Below are 16,762 nucleotides of genomic sequence, written 5' to 3'. Positions count from 1 at the left end.
CCCTCTGGGTAGCGGTATTCGGATGCCGGTCAAGATTGCATGCGCCGTACGGTCCGTTATGGGAGTCGGAATGCGCACCGCCACGATTTCCCGCTCCACCGCCGAGACGGCGATCGACGTCACCATAAACCTCGACGGGACCGGCGTTTACGACGTCGAGACCGGGGTCGGTTTCTTCGATCACATGCTCGAACAATTGTCGCGCCATTCGCTGATCGATCTTACCGTCCGCACCAAGGGCGACCTGCATATCGACGAGCATCACACCGTCGAGGATACCGGCATCGCGATCGGCCAGGCATTCGCGCAGGCGCTCGGCGACAAGCGCGGCATCACGCGGTACGGCGATGCGCTATCGCCGATGGACGAGACTCTGACGCGGGTGGCGCTCGATATCTCCGGCCGTCCTTGGCTCGTCTGGAAGGACCTGTTCTCGCAGACGCGGCTCGGCACGATGGATACCGAGATGTTCGAGCATTTCTTCCACAGCTTCGCGCAGGCCGCGGGCATCACGCTGCACGTCGAGACGCTGTACGGCACCAACAATCACCACATCGCCGAGGCCGCGTTCAAGGGCGTCGCGCGCGCGCTGCGCACCGCGATCGAGATCGACCCGCGCAAGGCCGACGCGATTCCGTCGACCAAGGGGATATTGTGACGCTCGCGCTGATCGATTACGGCGCGGGCAATCTCCATTCGGTCGAGAACGCGCTGCGCACCGCGGGCTGTAGCGACCTGATCGTCACAGCGGATGCCGACGTCGTCGCGAAGGCCGACCGGATCGTCCTGCCCGGCGTCGGCGCTTATGGCGCGTGCGCGGCGGCGTTGCGTGCGGTGCCGGGGATGGTCGAGGCGCTGAACCGGCGCGTGCGCGACGAGGGCGCGCCGTTCCTCGGCATCTGCGTCGGCATGCAGCTGATGGCCGAGGCGGGCGAGGAAATGGGGACGCATGCCGGGCTTGGCTGGGTCGCCGGGCGCGTGCGACGGCTCGAGCCCGGCAACAGCGACGCGAAGGTGCCGCATATGGGCTGGAACGACGTCGTGCCGGCGCGCGCGCATCCGCTGATCGAGCCGGGCGAGGCCTATTTCCTGCACAGCTTTGCCTTTGAAGGCGCCGATATCCTCGCGACCACCGAGCATGCCGGTGCGGTCACCGCGGCGATCGGTCGCGACACGATGATCGGCGTGCAATTTCATCCTGAGAAGAGCCAGCGCTACGGCCTGGCCTTGCTCGAACGTTTCCTGGAGTGGCGGCCATGAGCCTCATCATCTTCCCCGCGATCGACCTCAAGGCCGGGCAAGTCGTCCGCCTCGCCGAGGGCGATATGGACCGCGCGACCGTCTATGGCGACGATCCCGCCGCGCAGGCGATGCTCTTTGCCGATGCAGGTGCCGAGCATCTGCACGTCGTCGATCTCGACGGGGCGTTTGCGGGTGCGTCGGTCAATGGCGACGCGGTGCGCGCGATCGTCGCGCAGTTTCCGGGGCATGTGCAGCTCGGCGGCGGCATCCGCACGCGCGCCAATGTCGAGGGCTGGTTCGACCTGGGCGTGTCGCGGGTCGTGATCGGCACCGCCGCGCTCGAGGATCCCGACTTCGTGCGCGGTGTGGCGAAGGATTTCCCCGGCGGCATCGTCGTCGCGGTCGATGCGAAGGACGGCATGGTCGCGACCAAGGGCTGGGCCGACGTGTCGACCACCAGCGCGGTCGATCTCGCGCGCCGGTTCGAGGATGCGGGGGTGGCGTCGTTGCTGTTCACCGATGTCGGCCGCGACGGGATGCTCAAGGGCTGCAACGTCGAGGCGACGGTCGACCTTGCGCGCTCGGTCGATATTCCGGTGATCGCTAGCGGCGGGGTCAAGGGTATCGCCGAGATCCATGTGCTGGCGCTGCATGTCCGTGACGGGGTCGAGGGCGTGATCACGGGGCGGGCGTTGTACGACGGGCGGCTCGATCTCGCGGCGGCGTTGAGCGTGGCGAAGGCCGCATGAGGGGTCACGCGGAGACGCGGAGACGCGGAGATAGTGAGGGTTTTTCGCGCAGAGGCGCAGAGAGCGCGGAGGTAGTGCGCGGCAGCATTCATCTTTTTGCTACCGGCGTCGGTATCCTGCAGGCTTGGCGGCTCTCCCTCTTCTCTGCGGTCTCTGCGCCTCAGCGCGAAAAAGCCTTCTCAGCGGCTCCGCCGCGTCTCCGCGTCTCCGCGTCTCCGCGTGAACACTCTCTTCGGGCAGGCGCATGACGGTCCGCGCCAGAGTCATCCCCTGCCTCGACGTCGCCGACGGCCGCGTCGTGAAGGGCGTGAACTTCGTCGAACTGCGCGACGCCGGCGATCCGGTCGAACAAGCGCGCGCCTATGATGCCGCAGGGGCGGACGAATTGTGCTTCCTCGATATCGGCGCGAGCCATGAGGGCCGCGGCACGATCCTCGACGTCGTGCGGCGGACGGCGGCGGTGTGCTTCATGCCGCTGACGGTCGGCGGCGGCGTGCGCACTGCGGACGATGCGCGCGCGCTGTTGCTGGCGGGTGCGGACAAGGTCGCGGTCAATTCCGCTGCGGTCGAGCGGCCGGAGCTGGTCGCCGACATCGCCGAGCGCTTCGGCAGCCAGTGCTGCGTCGCAAGCGTCGACGCGCGGCGCTCGGGCGAGGGCTGGGAGGTGTTTACGCATGGCGGCAGGCGGGCGACCGGGATCGACGCGGTCGCGCATGCCCTGAACCTCGCCGAACTGGGGGCGGGCGAATTGCTCGTCACGTCGATGGACCGCGACGGGACGCGGAGTGGCTACGACCTCGACCTGATTCGGGCGATTTCGGACCGGGTCGGCGTGCCGGTGGTCGCTAGCGGCGGGGTCGGCGGGCTCGACGATCTGGTCGCGGGGATTCGCGACGGGCATGCGAGCGCGGTGCTGGCAGCGTCGATCTTTCACTTCGGGCAGGCGTCGATAGGAGACGCGCACGCTGCGCTGGCGGCGGCGGGGATCCCGGTTCGCACGCCGGTTCGTACGGCCTGACGCGGGTGCCGGTGCTCACCGTCCTTGCGGTCGAGTCCGGGCATAGCGGCACCGCGCATCCTCCCTCCGGGCTGGCGCTGTCGGACGTCGCGTTGTTCGTGTTCGCGGCGACCGGGGTCTGGCTGGTCCGGCGCGCGTTGCGCAAGCGGTTCGCGAAGACCAGGCCGCCCGCAGCTGCGCCGTTCAAGAAGGATTGACCCGCCTGCCGCGCTGCGTCAGCACGCCGCGCATGGACCCCGTATTCGACCGCCTCGAGGCGACCATCCGCGCACGCCGCGATGCGCCCGCCGACACCAGCTACACCGCGAGCCTGTTCGCCAAGGGCCGGCCCAAGATCGCGCAGAAGCTCGGCGAGGAAGCCGTCGAGACGGTCATCGCCGCCTGTTCGGGCGACGAGGCGAGCATCGTGCCCGAAGCGGCGGACCTGATGTTCCATCTGGCGGTGCTGCTCGCGGATGCGGGGCTCAGCCTCGACGACGTGCGCGCCGAGCTGGAGCGGCGCGAGGGCGTCGGCGGGCTGGTCGAAAAGGCCGGGCGGACAGGCTGACTTGCTCCCCTTCCGCTTGCGGGAGGGGTCGGGGGAGGGCATGACGATCACGCTCCGCCGGGATCGGGACGGCAAGCCCCTCCCCTAACCCCTCCCGCAAGCGGAAGGGGGATTTATGCCGATCGACGCCACCCAGCCTTACGACGACCAGAACATCTTCGCGAAGATCCTGCGCGACGAGATCCCGTCCAAGCGCGTCTACGAAGACGATTTCGCGATCGCCTTCCACGACATCAATCCGCAGGCGCCGACGCATCTGCTCGTGATCCCCAAGGGCGCCTACGTCTCGTGGGACGATTTTTCCGCGCGCGCGCCGGACGCCGAGATCGCCGGTTTCATCCGGGCGGTGGGCGCGGTTGCGCGTGCCGCGGGGCTGGTCGAGCCGGGCTATCGCCTGCTCGCGAACATCGGTCAGGACGGTCACCAGGAAGTCCCGCATCTGCATGTTCATGTCTTTGCCGGGCGCCCGCTCGGGCCGATGCTCGCGCGATAGGCCAGCTTGGCCGCACTAAAGCGTTGCACGTAATAAAATTGCCATTAGGCTCGCGGCTTTATTGAACGACCGCGCCGCCGGGGGGCGGCCAAGGGAGAATTGATGGCCACTCGACCCGCAATGGGTCTGCTGTCGCGTATGACGCTCCGCAAGACGGTGGAGCAGGTACAGCGCGAGACGCAGACCAGCGAACTCAAGCGCACGCTCGGTGCCTGGAACCTGGTGTTCCTCGGCATCGGCTGCATCATCGGCGCGGGCATCTTCGTGCGGACCGGCAATGCCGCCGCGCTGCATGCCGGCCCCGCGGTGCTCCTCTCGTTCCTCGTCGCAGGCATCGTCTGCGCGCTCGCCGGGCTTTGCTATGCCGAGCTGTCGTCGACGCTGCCCGTTTCCGGATCGGCCTATACCTATAGCTACACGACCATCGGCGAGTTCGCCGCGTGGATCATGGGCGCGCTGCTACTGCTCGAATACGGGCTGGCCGCATCGGTCGTCGCGGTCGGCTGGGCGGGCTATGTCGTCAGCCTGCTGGGCGATTACGGCGTCGTCATCCCGGTCGAACTGACCGGCCCGACCGGCCATCACGTCCAGAAGGCCGGCGTCGACATCCTCGTCAACGGCGCACCGGTCGAATATCTGTTCAACCTGCCCGCCTTCCTGATCTGCATCGCGCTGTCGTGCCTGCTGGTGGTCGGCGTGTCGGAGAGCGCGAAGGTCAACAACGTGATCGTCGCGATCAAGATGACCGTGATCATCGCGTTCATCCTGATCTGTGGCTGGTTCGTGATCCAGCATTACGACACGCTGAAGCAGAACTGGGACCCGTTCATCCCGCCCTCGACCGGCGACAAGGGCGAGTTCGGCTGGGGCGGCGTGTTCCGCGCGGCCTCGATCGTGTTCTTCGCCTATATCGGCTTCGAGGCGGTCTCGACCGCGGGCCAGGAGGCCAAGGATCCGAAGAAGGACATGCCGGTCGGCATCATCGGCAGCCTCGTCGTCTGCACGATCCTGTATATCCTCGTCTCGATCGTGATGACGCTGATCGTGAACTACAAGGAACTGAACGTTCCCGATCCGGTCGCGGTCGCGGTCGACGCGCTGGGCCCGCAATGGGCGTGGTTCGCGCAGATCATCAAGGCGGGCGCGATCATCGGCCTGACCTCGGTCGTGCTGGTGCTGATGTACGGCCAGACGCGCATCTTCTACACGATGGCGCGCGACGGCCTGCTGCCGCGCGTGTTCGCGACCGTCCACAAGAAGTTCAAGACGCCGTGGGTCAACACGCTGGCCGTCGGGATCATCACCGCGTTCGCGGCGGGGTTCTTCGACATCAACGTGCTCGGCGACATGACCTCGGTCGGTACGCTCGCCGCGTTCGCGATCGTCTGCCTGTCGGTGATCTGGCTGCGGCGCACGCATCCGGAGATCCCGCGCGGCTTCAAGGTGCCGCTCTATCCGGTGCTGCCGGCGCTCGGCATCGTCGCATGCGGCGCGCTGATCCTGACGGTCGAGTGGCGCGTGCTGGTGTTCTTCTTCTGGTACACGCTGGCCGCGATCGCGATGTATTTCGCGTACGGCATGCGCAACAGCCGGCTCTATCACGGGCTGGACGACGAAGCGGGCCCCGAAATGGGCGAATATGTCGGACCGACCCACCACTGATCCTGGGTGATCCGGGACGCAAAAAGGGCCGCGGGAGGAAACTCCCGCGGCCCTTTTTTTGTGTCCGGGCCTGCGTGGTGCTTTTCCCCTGCCCCCCCCCCCGCCAGGGGGAGGTGGCTGGCATTTGCCAGTCGGAGGGGGAGGACACGGAACGCGGGTTATAGCCTGCCGCCCCCTCCGTCGCCTCCGGCGCCACCTCCCCCTGGCGGGGGAGGATTGAGGGGGCCTTGGGCTCAGCCGATATGCTTGGCGGCGAGTGCCTTCATGTCGACCATCGGGCGCGCGCCGACATGGCTGATGATCTCGGCCGCGCAGATTGCACCCAGCTTCAGCGAGGCGTTGAGGTCGTAGCCCTGCGCCTGGCCGTGGAGAAAGCCCGCCGCGAACAGGTCGCCCGCGCCGGTCGTGTCGACGACCTTGGCGATCGGCTCGGCCTTGACCTCGGCGCGCGTGCCGTTCTGGATCGCGCACGCACCATGTTCGCCGCGCGTCACGACCAAGGTCGGCACCTGCGCGGAGATCTTGGCGACCGCTGCGTCGAAGTCGTCGGTCTCGGCGAGTGCCGCCAGTTCGCTCTCGTTGGCGAACAGGATGTCGATCAGGCCGTCCGACAGCAGCTGGCGGAAATCGCCGCCGTGGCGCGAGATGCAGAACACGTCGCTGAGCGTGAAGGCGACCTTGCGGCCTGCCCCGCGTGCGCAATCGATCGCGGCGCGCATCGCGGCGCGCGGCTCCTCGGGATCCCAGAGATAGCCCTCGAGATACAGGATCGCGCTGTCGGCGATCATCCCCGTGTCGATCGCCGCGGCGGGGAGGAACTGGCCCGCACCGAGGAAGGTGTTCATCGTCCGCTGGCCATCGGGCGTGACGAAGATGAGGCAGCGGCCGGTGGTCGGGTCGCCCGCGCGGACCGGCGTGGCGAACTCGATGCCGATGCTGCGGACGTCATGCGCGAAGACCTGGCCGAGCTGGTCGTCGGCGACCTGGCCGATGAACCCGCACTTGCCACCCAGCGCGGCCACGCCTGCGACCGTGTTGGCCGCCGAGCCGCCCGAAATCTCCATGCCGGGGCCCATCTTGGCGTAGAGCGCGTCGGCTTCCTCGGAAGAGAACATCAGCTGCATCGAGCCCTTGGCGACGCCGATCTCGGCGATGAACGCATCGTCGGCGGTGGCAAGGATGTCGACGATGGCATTGCCGATCGCGACCACGTCGTAGGTGGGGGTGCTCAAGGGGGAGTCTCCGGGCGGTATGGGAAAGCCTATGCCGTAAATGGCGGGGGGGATTGGTGCAACTGGTGTGGGGGGATGGGTTTTGGCGTGTTCTGGGCAGAGTCTTCGTAAGCACCGCCCCGGCGGAGGCCGGGGTCCAAGTGAAAAGGTGGTCGTAACGAGGTGCCGCGTTATGTCATCGGCGTCCCCCAATTGGGCCCCGGCCTTCGCCGGGGTGGTGGCGCTGGGGGGATTCCCGCAATTTCGGGAGTTGTGCGGGCAGGTAGTGACGGGGCGGCCTCCCCCCTTCTCTCTTCTGTTCCCTCGCGAACGCGGGGGGCCAGGGTCTCGGGCGGTGCGCGTGGTTTAGCTGGGCTCCCGCGTCCGCGGGGGAACTATAAGGTGTCGGACGCCCGGAGCCCCATGCCACCAAAGCCGCGTTGACCTTCCCACCTCCGCGCGTCATCCCCGCATCATGATCCGCGCCCTCCTCCTGTCGCTCGGCCAGCTCACCGATCCGCCGGTCCTGCGCGTGTTCGTGAAGTCGATGCTCGTCACGCTGCTCGTCTTTGCGCTGCTCGGAATCGGGACATGGTGGGGAACACAGGCGGCGTTGGCGGCGTGGCTCGGCTGGCATACCGACGGCCTCGCCGCGGCGTTTGCGCTGTTCGTCACGATCCTGGCGCTGTGGCTGTTGTTTCGCGCGGTCGCGATCGCGGTGGTCGGGATCTTCGCGGACGAGGTCGTCGAGGCGGTCGAGGCACGCCATTATCCCGAGGCGCTGCGGACCGCGCGCCCCGTCGCCTTCGCGCGCAGCCTGACGATGGGCTTGCGCTCGGCGGCGCGCGTCGTGCTCGTCAACCTGCTGATGTTGCCCGTCTATATCGCGTTGCTCGTCACCGGGGTGGGCACCGCCGCGGCGTTCTTCCTCGTCAATGGCTGGCTGCTCGGGCGCGACCTGGGGGACATGGTGGCGGCGCGGCATATGGATGCGGCGGCGATGCGGGGCTGGCGTGCGACGACGAAGGGCGGGCGGTTCGTGCTGGGGCTTGCGAACACCGGGCTGTTCGTGGTTCCGATCCTCAACATCGCCGCCCCGGTTCTGGGCGCGGCGACGGCGACGCATTATTTCCACACCCGAAATTTCCGTAAGGGCCGAGCATGACGCGATTGACGACGACGGGACTAGTGCTCGCACTCGGCGCCGGGCTGGCAGGGTGCGCGGCACCGGTGGCCAAGCCCGCGGTCGGACGGCCGGCGATCCCCTATACGAGCGTCGGGCTGGAGCGCGTGCTGGGCCAGGACGCCGCGGGGCTGACCCGGCTGTTCGGCCAACCCGATGCCGACGTCCGCGAAGGCAGCGCGCGCAAACTCCAGTTCCAGAGCGGGATCTGCGTGCTCGACGCGTATCTCTATCCCAAGGGGTCCGACGTCGCGCGCGTGACCTATCTCGACGCGCGCGAGCTCGACGGCAGCACGATCGATCGCGCAAGCTGCGTCGCCGCGCTGACCCGGCGCGAGGGCGGGAAATAGGCCTCGGCTAACGATGCCGTAGCAGCGAAGGTTAGGACGGCGCGCCGAGACGGGAGAGCGCCCAGTCCGCGGCGTCGCGCACCACCGCGTTTTCGTCCGCCAGCAGATCCTGCACGAGCGGGGCCAAGCGGGGATCGCCACTGTTGCCCGCGGCGATCAGCGCGTTGCGGATCATGCGGTCGCGGCCGATGCGTTTGATCGGGGAGCCGGCGAAGACCTGCCGGAAGCCGGCGTCGTCGAGCGCGAGGATGTCCGCCAGCTCCGGCGCAACGAGTTCGGCGCGGGGGTGGAAGGCGAGGTTCGCATTGGCGGCCGCAGCGAACTTGTTCCAGGGGCAGACCGCCAGGCAGTCGTCGCAGCCATAGATGCGGTTGCCGATCGCGGCGCGGAATTCGTGCGGGATCGGCCCGGCATGCTCGATCGTGAGATAGGAGATGCAGCGGCGCGCATCGAGCTGGAACGGCGCGGGGAACGCGTCGGTCGGGCATGCGCCCAGGCACGCGGTGCAGGTGCCGCAGGTGTCGACGCCGCCCTTGTCCGGGTCCAGATCGAGCGTGGTGTAGATCGCGCCGAGGAACAGCCAGCTGCCATGATCGCGGCTGACGAGGTTGGTGTGCTTGCCCTGCCAGCCGAGCCCAGCGGCCTCGGCAAGCGGCTTTTCCATCACCGGCGCGGTGTCGACGAACACTTTCAGGTCGAAGGGGGGCAGGTCGCGTCCTGCTTCCGCCGCCAGCCAGCGGCCGAGCGCCTTCAACTGGCGTTTCACGACGTCGTGATAGTCGGGCCCCTGCGCGTAGACCGAGATCCGCCCTACCCCGCCCTCGTCCGCAAACCGCAGCGGATCGTCCTTGGGTGCGTAGCTCATGCCGAGCGCGATGACGCTGCGCACCTCGGGCCACAGGCCGGCGGGGCTCTCGCGGTGGTGCTTGCGCTCCTCCATCCAGATCATGTCGCCGTGGCGGCCGTCCGCAAGCCATTGGTGGAGCCGTTCGCCCGCGCGCGGCGCGGCATCCGCGCGCGCGATCCCGCAGGCGGCAAAACCCAATTCGGCCGCTTTGGCCTTCAGTCGGTGTTCCAGCTTGTCTTGCGCCACGTCCGCCCGCTACCACGAGGCCAGCCTCGAGAGGAAGATTGCGCGTGAACGATGAATGGGCGGTCACCGCCAGCGGAATCGTGAAGCGGTTCGGCGACCGGCGCGTGGTCGACGGCGTCGACATGATGGTGCCGCGCGGCTCGGTGTACGGCGTGCTCGGGCCCAACGGCGCGGGCAAGACGACGACGCTGCGGATGCTGCTGGGGATCATCGAACCCGACGCCGGATCGCGCACATTGCTCGGCTACGACAATCCGCGCGATGCGAGCGACCGGGTCGGCTATCTGCCCGAGGAACGCGGGCTGTATCCGGCGATGAAGGCACGCGAGGCGATCGCGTTTCTGGGTGCCCTGCGCGGACTCGACTGGAAGACGGGCCGCGAGCGTGCGGTGGTGCTGATGGAGGCCGCCGGGCTCGGCCATGCGGTCGACGAGAAGATCCGGAAATTGTCGAAGGGCATGGCGCAACTGGTGCAACTGCTCGGCTCGGTCGTGCATCAGCCCGACCTGCTGGTGCTAGACGAGCCGTTTTCGGGGCTCGATCCGGTCAATCAGGAGCGGCTCGAGGCGCTGATCCTGGCCGAGCGCGACCGCGGCGCGACGATCCTGTTCTCGACGCATATCATGAGCCATGCCGAGCGGCTGTGCGACCGGCTGGCGATCATCGCCGGCGGCAAGCGGCGGTTCGAGGGGACGGTGGCGGACGCACGCGGGATCCTGCCGCAGCGGGTGCATTATACGCCGCACCGCCCCGACCCGGCGATCCGCGGCGTGCTGCCGGCGGATGCGGCGGCGGACGGGGATAGCTGGCGGTTCGAGCTGCCGAGCGGGGGGATCGAGAGCTTGCTCGTGCGGTTGATCGACGCGGGGTACGGGATTTCGGGGCTGTCGATCGAGCGGCCCGGCCTGCACGAAGCGTTCGTCCGGATCGTCGGCCAGCATGGCGACGTCGCGAAGGAGGAGGCCGCATGAGCCGTTTTCGCCGGACTCTCCGCCAGACCTTCACGATCGCGCGGCGCGATTTCATCGCCACGGTGTTCACGCCGATCTTCCTGCTGTTCCTGTTCGCCCCGGTGATCATGGGATCGTTCGGCGCGATCGGCGGGCTGGGCGCGGCCAGCGTCAGCGGCGGTGCGCAGGACAAGACTCGGATCATCGCGATCGTCCCCGCGAGGACCACGCGCGCGATCATGCAGGCCGACACGGGCTTGCGCGCGCTGTTCCGCGACGACGAAGCACCCCCCGCACTGACTACGGTCGCGCCCGCCGCCGATCCGGCCGCGCAGGCGCGCGCCGCGTTCGAGACGAAGGACGTCGATGCGTCGGCGGTGCTCTACGGCCCGCTCGATGCGCCGCAGATCCTGTACGGGCCGCGCGGGCGGCGCTCGGCGGATTATCTGGGCGTGCTCGCGCAGACGACGCTGGCGGCGCAAAATCTGGGCGGCACGCTGCCGACGATCGCCGCGACCAAGACGCCGGTCACGCGATCGACCACGTCGGTCGGCGGCCAGCACCAGTCCGCGTTCTTCGCGGTGTTCGGGATCTTCTTCCTGACGCTGTTCCTGTCAGGCCAGGTCGTCGGCACGATGGCCGAGGAACGCAACAACAAGGTGATCGAGGTGCTCGCCGCCGCGGTGCCGCTCGAATCGGTGTTCTTCGGCAAGCTGATCGGGATGTTCGGCGTGGCGGTGCTGTTCGTCGCGTTCTGGGGCACCGTCGTCACCCAGATCACGACGCTGATGCCCGCGGGGGCAGCCGCAGCGCTGGGCGACCTGACGCCTGCGGTCGGCGGACCGACGTTCGCGGTGTTGTTCGCGGCCTATTTCAGCATGGCGTATCTGCTGCTCGGCTCGGTGTTCCTCGGCGTCGGCGCGCAGGCCTCGACGATGCGCGAGATCCAGATGCTGTCGCTACCGATCACGATCCTGCAGGTCGCGATGTTCGGGCTGTCGTCCGCCGCGGTGTCGCGTCCCGGCAGCTGGATTGCGACCGCTGCCGAGCTGTTCCCGCTGTCGTCGCCGTTCGCGATGGCCGGGCGCGCGGCGAACTCGCCCGAGCTTTGGCCGCATGTCGCGGCGCTCGCGTGGCAGGCGCTGTGGGTGACGATCTTCATCACCGTCGGCGCGCGGCTGTTCCGGCGCGGCGTGCTGCAATCGGGGAGCGCACGGCCGTTCTGGCGACGGAAGCCCAAGGCGGCTTAGGGCCTGATCTCCACCCCATTCCCCCGTTCGCCATGAGCGAAGTCGAAGGGGGGCTCCAAGCGCAGGTGCTTCGACTTCGCTCAGCACGAACGGGGTTGGGACGATGATTAGGCCAATCCGGCGGCCCCTATTGACATAGGTGTCAGCAGAGCTTCTCCTGTGGCAAAACATGGGAGAGCGACGATGGCGACTCTGGTGAGTGACGTGGATGTGGGGGTCGATCCGCTCGATGTGAGCCGCGCCGAACTCTACCGCGACGACCTTTGGCAGGCGCCGTTCGCCCGTCTGCGCGCCGAATCCCCGGTGCATTACGTCGAGCATTCCGATTACGGGCCGTACTGGTCGATCTCCAACTACAAGGGGATCGTCGAGGTGGAGTCGCTCCCCGAGCTCTATTCGTCCGAGGCGGGCGGCATCACGATCGCCGATTTCGTCGCCGAGCGCGACGTCCAGATGCCGATGTTCATCGCGCGCGACCGCCCGGTCCATACCGGCCAGCGCCGGACCGTCGCACCCGCCTTCACGCCCAGCGAGATGACGCGGATGTCGGGCGATATCCGCAGCCGGACCGCGGCGATGCTCGACAGCCTGCCGTGGAACACGCGGTTCGACTGGGTCGACACGGTCGCGATCGAACTGACTACGCAGATGCTGGCGATCCTGTTCGATTTCCCCTGGGCCGACCGCCGGAAGCTCACCTTCTGGTCCGACTGGGCGAGCGATATCGAGCTGGTGAAGAGCGAGGAGCTTCGCCAGCAACGCCTCGTCCACATGTTCGAATGCGGGTCGTATTTCAAAACCTTGTGGGATGCGAAGATCGACAAGGACCCGACCCCCGACCTGATCTCGATGATGATCCACTCGGACGCGATGTCGCACATGGATCACAATGAATTCATCGGGAACCTCATCCTGCTGATCGTCGGCGGCAACGACACGACTCGCAATTCGATGTCTGCGCTCGCCTATGGGCTCGACAAGTTTCCCGACGCCCGCGCCAAGCTCGAGGCGGATCCGGCGCTGATCCCCAATGCGGTGAGCGAGATCCTGCGCTGGCAGACCCCGCTCGCGCATATGCGCCGCACCGCGACCGCGGACACCGAACTGATGGGGCAATCGATCAAGGCGGGGGACAAGCTGATCCTCTGGTACATCTCGGCGAACCGCGACGAGAGCGTGTTCGGTGACGATGCGGATGCGATCCGGGTGGATCGCCCCAATGCGCGGCGGCATCTCGCGTTCGGGCACGGCATCCACCGCTGCGTCGGTGCGCGGCTCGCGGAGATGCAGATCGCGATATTGCTGGAGGAGATGGCGAAACGCCGGATGCGCGTGAACGTGCTGGAGGAGCCGACTCGCGTGAACGCGTGCTTCGTCCACGGCTATCGCACGCTGCCGGTGGAAATCAGCAAATACTGAGGGTTAGCATCACCTTATCGGTCGGTTCGCGCGTACCTATATCCGAACCATGGAGACGAACATGACCCAGGACCGCCGCGCTTTTCTCACACTTGCCGGAGCGGGCGTCGCCGGCTTTGCGCTCTGGGGATGCACGTCGCAGCCTGCACAGGCAGCCGAGCGGTTCGAGGTGACGTTGACCGACGCGCAGTGGCGCAAGAAGCTGTCGCCGGATGCGTATAATACGTTGCGCAAGGAGGGTACCGAGCGGCCCTATTCGAGCCCGCTCAACGGCGAGCACCGGGCGGGGATCTTCTCGTGCGGTGGATGCGGCCTGCCGAATTTCTCGTCGAAGACCAAGTTCGAGAGCGGGACGGGGTGGCCGAGCTTCTGGCAGCCGATGCCGAACGCGGTGCGGACTCGGGTCGATTCGACGATGGGGATGGCGCGGACCGAGGTGCATTGCCGGCGGTGCGGCGGGCATCTTGGGCATGTGTTCGATGATGGCCCGAAGCCGACGGGCAAGCGCTACTGCATGAATGGCGATGCGTTGACGTTTAAGGCCGCTTGAGGAAATTCAGCCCGTGATGGGCGTCGCTTAACGCTATTGAGCAAAAGAGTCTTTCCCCGCGAAGGCGGGGATCCAGACTGGGCTCCCGCCTTCGCGGGAGAACAAGGGGGCAGGACCGAGCGGCCTGTTTTGCGCTGTAACTTCCGCGCGTTTTCGTAGCGACTTCTGTGCGTCTGCACCTCCCCGGCGAAGGCCGGGGTCCAATTGGGAGACGTCGCTGATCGGCGTTGCGCGCTGTTACCGAAACCTCACCAATTGGGCCCCGGCCTTCGCCGGGGAGGTGGTCATTTTCGGGTAGCGTTGGGGCGTCAAACTGTCCGGGGGGATCAGTGCGAGACGTTGGGGCGGCAGCGGGTGCCGGGCCAGCCTGGCACCGCATCGCCCAGCAGAACCTCAGTTCGCCTCGTTCACCAGCGTGAAGATGCCGCGGGGATCGGTCGGGCCGTGCTGCACGCTCGCGAGCTGCGCGGCGTTGGCGCGCTGCGTTGCGGTGATGGTGCGGGTGGCGCTGGCCATCTGGAACGAGGGCTGCGCAGGTGCGTCGAGCGTGTCGCCGGCCGGGGCATGGCCCGAATAGATGAAGCCCTTGGTCGGATAGGCCGAGGTGCCGAGGCCGCCCTGCGGGCCGTACCAGACCTTGACCATGCTCCAGTCGCCGGCGTCGGAGACGTCGACTGCGCGGACGTTGGTCTCGACGGCGCCGGGGCGCGACCAGTTGGCGTGAGTGAGGAGGACTTCGCGGTCGCTGACGACCTTCGAGACCATCGCGACATGGCCGACGCGCATCCGCGAGGTCGGCGAGAAGGCGAGGACCGAACCGGCCTTCGGGGTGTGGCCACGCTCGTAGCGACCCTCGGCCTGGCTCCACCAGGTGTTCGCGTTGCCGCGGATCTCGATGCCCGAAACCGAGCGGGCGAACGTCACGCACTGCCAGAACTGGGCTGCTGCCGGTGTGGCCGTCATCAGGCCGCACGATACCACCAGCGCAAAACGCGCTGCTAACGCCTTGAAATTCATCGAGACCCCCCGGCCAAAACCCGTTTGTCGCATTCTGGCTACGGGAGGTTCGATTTAATTGAAAGCGCCCCTGGAACCATATCCGACGAAGCGTGTTGCCGCACCGACCAACGCCCGAAAGCGTCGGTCGGACAGGCTCAGTTCATCAGTTTCCAGCCGGTTATGCGGTCCACGGTGACCTGCGTGACCGCATGATAGCCCGGCCGCGCCTTGCCGTAGATATCCATCGCGAGCTTATGACCCCAGTCCCCTGAGTCCATCAGCTGCTGGAACAGCGGCGCGACGAATTTCCGCCGGCCCTGCGAGGTCAGGAACTGCTCGGCCGAGGCGTCGGCGGGCGCGTAATGATTGGCGAGCGCGAGTTGCAGCCAGGCGAAGCGGATCTCGGCATTGCCCGTGCTGTTCCAGCCGAATGCTTCGTCGAGCGCCTTCAGCCGCTCGGCCGGGAGTTTGCGCGGGAGCTGCGACAGGAAGCGCGTGATCTCCTGCGTGGTCGCCTTCCCCGGAACGCCGGACACGGGCCCGCCCGCCGCATAGGCCTTCGCCGCGGCATCGACCGCGGGGAACGCGGCGGAGGTGACATGCACCGCGTTCGCGGGGATGCCGGGGCTGTAGACCCAGGTGTCGACGCCGATCGTCCTGGCCTCGGCGGGGGTCAGCAGCTTCGATTTCAGGTCGGCGAGGAAGCCGGCGCTGGTCTGTGGCTGGAAGGCGTGACGGTCGAAATAGCTGCGGAGATACGCATCCCAGCGTGCGCGGCCGACCTGCTTCTCGATCGTGCGGAGGAACGATGCGCCCTTGTCATAGGCGATTTGAGTCATGCCGTCGTCGGGATCGCGCGCCGCGTCAAGATCGAGGTGGAGCTGCGTGTCCTTCGCGGCCGGACCGCCGGCCTCTTTCACTGCGGCCATCATGTCGGTCCAGGCGAGATCGGCCTCCATGTCGGCGCGCCGCTTGCCATACAGCGCCTCCATGATCCGGTTCTCGAAATAGCTGGTGAACCCTTCGTTGAGCCAGAAATCGTCCCAGGTCGCGTTGGTCACGAGATTGCCCGACCAGCTATGCGCCAACTCATGCGCGATCAGCGAGACGAGGCTGCGATCGCCCGCGATCGCGGTCGGCGTCGCGAAGGTCAGCGTCGGGTTCTCCATGCCGCCGAACGGGAACGACGGCGGCAGGACCAGCACGTCGTAACGGCCCCAGCGATACGGGCCGTACAGCCCCTCGGCCGCCGCAACGAACTTCTCGAGCTCGCCAAATTCATAGGCGGCCTTGGAGAGCGTGGCGGGCTCGGCCCATATGCCAGTGCGCGGGCCGGTTGACTTGAACGCGATATCGCCGACCGCGAGCGCGATCAGGTAGGGCGCGACGGGCTTGTCCATCTTGTACTGGAAGGTGCAGCGATCGGCGGCGCAGGTCGGCTTGGCCGTCGCGAGCCCGCTCATCACCGCGGTGAGCTGCTTGGGGACGGCGATCTTTGCCTCCCAGGTCTGGCGGATGCCGGGCGAATCCTGCGTCGGGATCCAGCTGCGGTTGAGGATCGCCTCGCCTTGGCTGAACAGGAACGGCTGCTCCTTGCCCGCGGTCTGCGCTGGGGTGAGCCACTGGAGCGCCTTCGCATCGGGCGACGAGGCGTAGGCGATGCGAATCTTTTTGGCGCCGTTCAGCGTGACGGTCAGCGGCGCACCGTGGATCTTGTCGACCGCGCCGACTTCGTAGGCGAGCGGTTTGCCGTTGGCGTCGGTGATGTTGACGATCTTCAGCCCGTTGTCGTCGAGCACCAGCTTCGCGCCCGGTTTCGCCAGGATGTCGAGCGTCGCGATCCCGCGGATGACGTGCGTGTCGAAATCGGCGGCGAGATCGAGCGCGACGTGCGTGACGCGGGCCTCGGCGGGGCGGGCGTAGCTGTGCGGATCGCGTGCGTCGGGAGTGGTGAGGATCGGTGCGATCGTCTGTGCGACGGCGGGGGATGCGAGGACGAGCGTCAGGGCGGTGGCTAGTGCGGGAATACGCATGGAAACTCCGATG

18 protein-coding genes are annotated in these 16,762 nt (G+C 67.3%); 14 read left to right on the top strand and 4 right to left on the bottom strand.

Features of this window, described 5'->3' with window-relative positions; translation table 11 throughout:
* Positions 1 to 70: 70 nt before the first annotated feature.
* The 8 genes from hisB to EV283_RS14060 all read left to right on the top strand — a co-directional run bounded on the left by hisB (position 71) and on the right by EV283_RS14060 (position 5,711).
* Complete coding sequence (gene hisB, locus EV283_RS14095) at positions 71 to 658, top strand: imidazoleglycerol-phosphate dehydratase HisB (protein ID WP_056416315.1); 588 nt, start codon at positions 71 to 73, stop codon at positions 656 to 658.
* Positions 655 to 1,260, top strand: coding sequence for an imidazole glycerol phosphate synthase subunit HisH (gene hisH, locus EV283_RS14090; protein WP_130326416.1), 606 nt, complete (start codon positions 655 to 657; stop codon positions 1,258 to 1,260). The genes hisB and hisH overlap by 4 nt, the downstream gene beginning before the upstream one ends.
* Positions 1,257 to 1,991, top strand: coding sequence for a 1-(5-phosphoribosyl)-5-[(5-phosphoribosylamino)methylideneamino]imidazole-4-carboxamide isomerase (gene hisA, locus EV283_RS14085; RefSeq protein WP_056477774.1), 735 nt, complete (start codon positions 1,257 to 1,259; stop codon positions 1,989 to 1,991). Before hisH ends, hisA begins: the two co-directional genes overlap by 4 nt.
* A 244-nt stretch (positions 1,992 to 2,235) precedes the next feature.
* A complete protein-coding gene (gene hisF, locus EV283_RS14080) occupies positions 2,236 to 3,009 on the top strand; it encodes an imidazole glycerol phosphate synthase subunit HisF (RefSeq protein WP_130326414.1) in 774 nt (257 codons plus the stop codon).
* Positions 3,010 to 3,014: 5 nt separating this feature from the next.
* Positions 3,015 to 3,206 (top strand): hypothetical protein, encoded by a 192-nt coding sequence (locus EV283_RS14075; RefSeq protein ID WP_130326412.1) that lies wholly within the window; start codon positions 3,015 to 3,017, stop codon positions 3,204 to 3,206.
* 32 nt (positions 3,207 to 3,238) lie between these two features.
* Complete coding sequence (locus tag EV283_RS14070) at positions 3,239 to 3,556, top strand: phosphoribosyl-ATP diphosphatase (protein ID WP_056489754.1); 318 nt, start codon at positions 3,239 to 3,241, stop codon at positions 3,554 to 3,556.
* 115 nt (positions 3,557 to 3,671) lie between these two features.
* A complete protein-coding gene (locus EV283_RS14065) occupies positions 3,672 to 4,049 on the top strand; it encodes an HIT domain-containing protein (protein WP_130326409.1) in 378 nt (125 codons plus the stop codon).
* Between the two features lie 102 nt (positions 4,050 to 4,151).
* Positions 4,152 to 5,711, top strand: coding sequence for an amino acid permease (locus EV283_RS14060; RefSeq protein ID WP_056416299.1), 1,560 nt, complete (start codon positions 4,152 to 4,154; stop codon positions 5,709 to 5,711).
* Positions 5,712 to 5,944: 233 nt separating this feature from the next.
* Here the strand turns inward: EV283_RS14060 and EV283_RS14055 are convergent, their stop codons facing one another.
* On the bottom strand, positions 5,945 to 6,943 hold the full coding sequence (locus EV283_RS14055) for an adenosine kinase (RefSeq protein ID WP_130326407.1): 999 nt from the start codon (positions 6,941 to 6,943) through the stop codon (positions 5,945 to 5,947).
* Between the two features lie 454 nt (positions 6,944 to 7,397).
* On the opposite strand from EV283_RS14055, the gene EV283_RS14050 reads away from it, so the two are divergent.
* Both EV283_RS14050 and EV283_RS14045 read left to right on the top strand, forming a co-directional pair.
* Positions 7,398 to 8,087, top strand: a complete 690-nt coding sequence (locus EV283_RS14050; RefSeq protein ID WP_130326405.1) for an EI24 domain-containing protein — start codon at positions 7,398 to 7,400, stop codon at positions 8,085 to 8,087.
* Entirely contained in the window at positions 8,084 to 8,455 is a 372-nt protein-coding gene (locus EV283_RS14045; RefSeq protein ID WP_130326403.1) for a hypothetical protein, read from the top strand. The genes EV283_RS14050 and EV283_RS14045 overlap by 4 nt, the downstream gene beginning before the upstream one ends.
* Positions 8,456 to 8,486: 31 nt before the next feature.
* On the opposite strand, the gene queG is transcribed toward EV283_RS14045, so the two are convergent.
* A complete protein-coding gene (queG, locus tag EV283_RS14040) occupies positions 8,487 to 9,548 on the bottom strand; it encodes a tRNA epoxyqueuosine(34) reductase QueG (RefSeq protein ID WP_130326401.1) in 1,062 nt (353 codons plus the stop codon).
* Between the two features lie 44 nt (positions 9,549 to 9,592).
* Here queG and EV283_RS14035 point away from each other — a divergent pair, with 44 nt between their 5' ends.
* From EV283_RS14035 to msrB, 4 genes are all read left to right on the top strand, one after another.
* Positions 9,593 to 10,519: an ATP-binding cassette domain-containing protein gene (locus tag EV283_RS14035; protein WP_130326399.1), complete on the top strand. Its 927-nt coding sequence runs from the start codon at positions 9,593 to 9,595 to the stop codon at positions 10,517 to 10,519.
* On the top strand, positions 10,516 to 11,748 hold the full coding sequence (locus EV283_RS14030) for an ABC transporter permease (protein ID WP_130326397.1): 1,233 nt from the start codon (positions 10,516 to 10,518) through the stop codon (positions 11,746 to 11,748). The genes EV283_RS14035 and EV283_RS14030 overlap by 4 nt, the downstream gene beginning before the upstream one ends.
* A gap of 183 nt (positions 11,749 to 11,931) precedes the next feature.
* A complete protein-coding gene (locus EV283_RS14025) occupies positions 11,932 to 13,167 on the top strand; it encodes a cytochrome P450 (RefSeq protein WP_130326395.1) in 1,236 nt (411 codons plus the stop codon).
* Positions 13,168 to 13,228: 61 nt separating this feature from the next.
* A complete protein-coding gene (msrB, locus tag EV283_RS14020; RefSeq protein WP_130326393.1) occupies positions 13,229 to 13,717 on the top strand; it encodes a peptide-methionine (R)-S-oxide reductase MsrB in 489 nt (162 codons plus the stop codon).
* 393 nt (positions 13,718 to 14,110) lie between these two features.
* Here msrB and EV283_RS14015 read toward each other — a convergent pair whose 3' ends face one another.
* On the bottom strand, positions 14,111 to 14,734 hold the full coding sequence (locus EV283_RS14015) for a CHAP domain-containing protein (protein ID WP_130326391.1): 624 nt from the start codon (positions 14,732 to 14,734) through the stop codon (positions 14,111 to 14,113).
* Positions 14,735 to 14,871: 137 nt separating this feature from the next.
* Positions 14,872 to 16,749 (bottom strand): M1 family metallopeptidase, encoded by a 1,878-nt coding sequence (locus EV283_RS14010; RefSeq protein ID WP_130326389.1) that lies wholly within the window; start codon positions 16,747 to 16,749, stop codon positions 14,872 to 14,874.
* Between the last annotated feature and the right edge of the window lie 13 nt (positions 16,750 to 16,762).

Origin of the sequence: Sphingomonas sp. BK036, from assembly GCF_004216825.1 — a bacterium.
Lineage (GTDB): Bacteria > Pseudomonadota > Alphaproteobacteria > Sphingomonadales > Sphingomonadaceae > Sphingomonas.
The sequence above is the reverse complement of the archived record's forward strand: the minus strand, read 5'-3'. Positions and strand labels throughout refer to the sequence as shown.

What these genes read in the sequence shown, in the direction of transcription:
- EV283_RS14060 (WP_056416299.1), top strand. Translation starts at nt 4,152, where the DNA reads ATGGCCACTCGACCCGCAATGGGTCTGCTGTCGCGTATGACGCTCCGC.
- EV283_RS14065 (WP_130326409.1), top strand. Translation starts at nt 3,672, where the DNA reads ATGCCGATCGACGCCACCCAGCCTTACGACGACCAGAACATCTTCGCG.
- msrB (WP_130326393.1), top strand. Translation starts at nt 13,229, where the DNA reads ATGACCCAGGACCGCCGCGCTTTTCTCACACTTGCCGGAGCGGGCGTC.
- hisA (WP_056477774.1), top strand. Translation starts at nt 1,257, where the DNA reads ATGAGCCTCATCATCTTCCCCGCGATCGACCTCAAGGCCGGGCAAGTC.
- EV283_RS14070 (WP_056489754.1), top strand. Translation starts at nt 3,239, where the DNA reads ATGGACCCCGTATTCGACCGCCTCGAGGCGACCATCCGCGCACGCCGC.
- EV283_RS14050 (WP_130326405.1), top strand. Translation starts at nt 7,398, where the DNA reads ATGATCCGCGCCCTCCTCCTGTCGCTCGGCCAGCTCACCGATCCGCCG.
- hisF (WP_130326414.1), top strand. Translation starts at nt 2,236, where the DNA reads ATGACGGTCCGCGCCAGAGTCATCCCCTGCCTCGACGTCGCCGACGGC.
- EV283_RS14030 (WP_130326397.1), top strand. Translation starts at nt 10,516, where the DNA reads ATGAGCCGTTTTCGCCGGACTCTCCGCCAGACCTTCACGATCGCGCGG.
- EV283_RS14015 (WP_130326391.1), bottom strand. Translation starts at nt 14,734, where the DNA reads ATGAATTTCAAGGCGTTAGCAGCGCGTTTTGCGCTGGTGGTATCGTGC.
- EV283_RS14045 (WP_130326403.1), top strand. Translation starts at nt 8,084, where the DNA reads ATGACGCGATTGACGACGACGGGACTAGTGCTCGCACTCGGCGCCGGG.
- EV283_RS14025 (WP_130326395.1), top strand. Translation starts at nt 11,932, where the DNA reads ATGGCGACTCTGGTGAGTGACGTGGATGTGGGGGTCGATCCGCTCGAT.
- hisB (WP_056416315.1), top strand. Translation starts at nt 71, where the DNA reads ATGCGCACCGCCACGATTTCCCGCTCCACCGCCGAGACGGCGATCGAC.
- EV283_RS14010 (WP_130326389.1), bottom strand. Translation starts at nt 16,749, where the DNA reads ATGCGTATTCCCGCACTAGCCACCGCCCTGACGCTCGTCCTCGCATCC.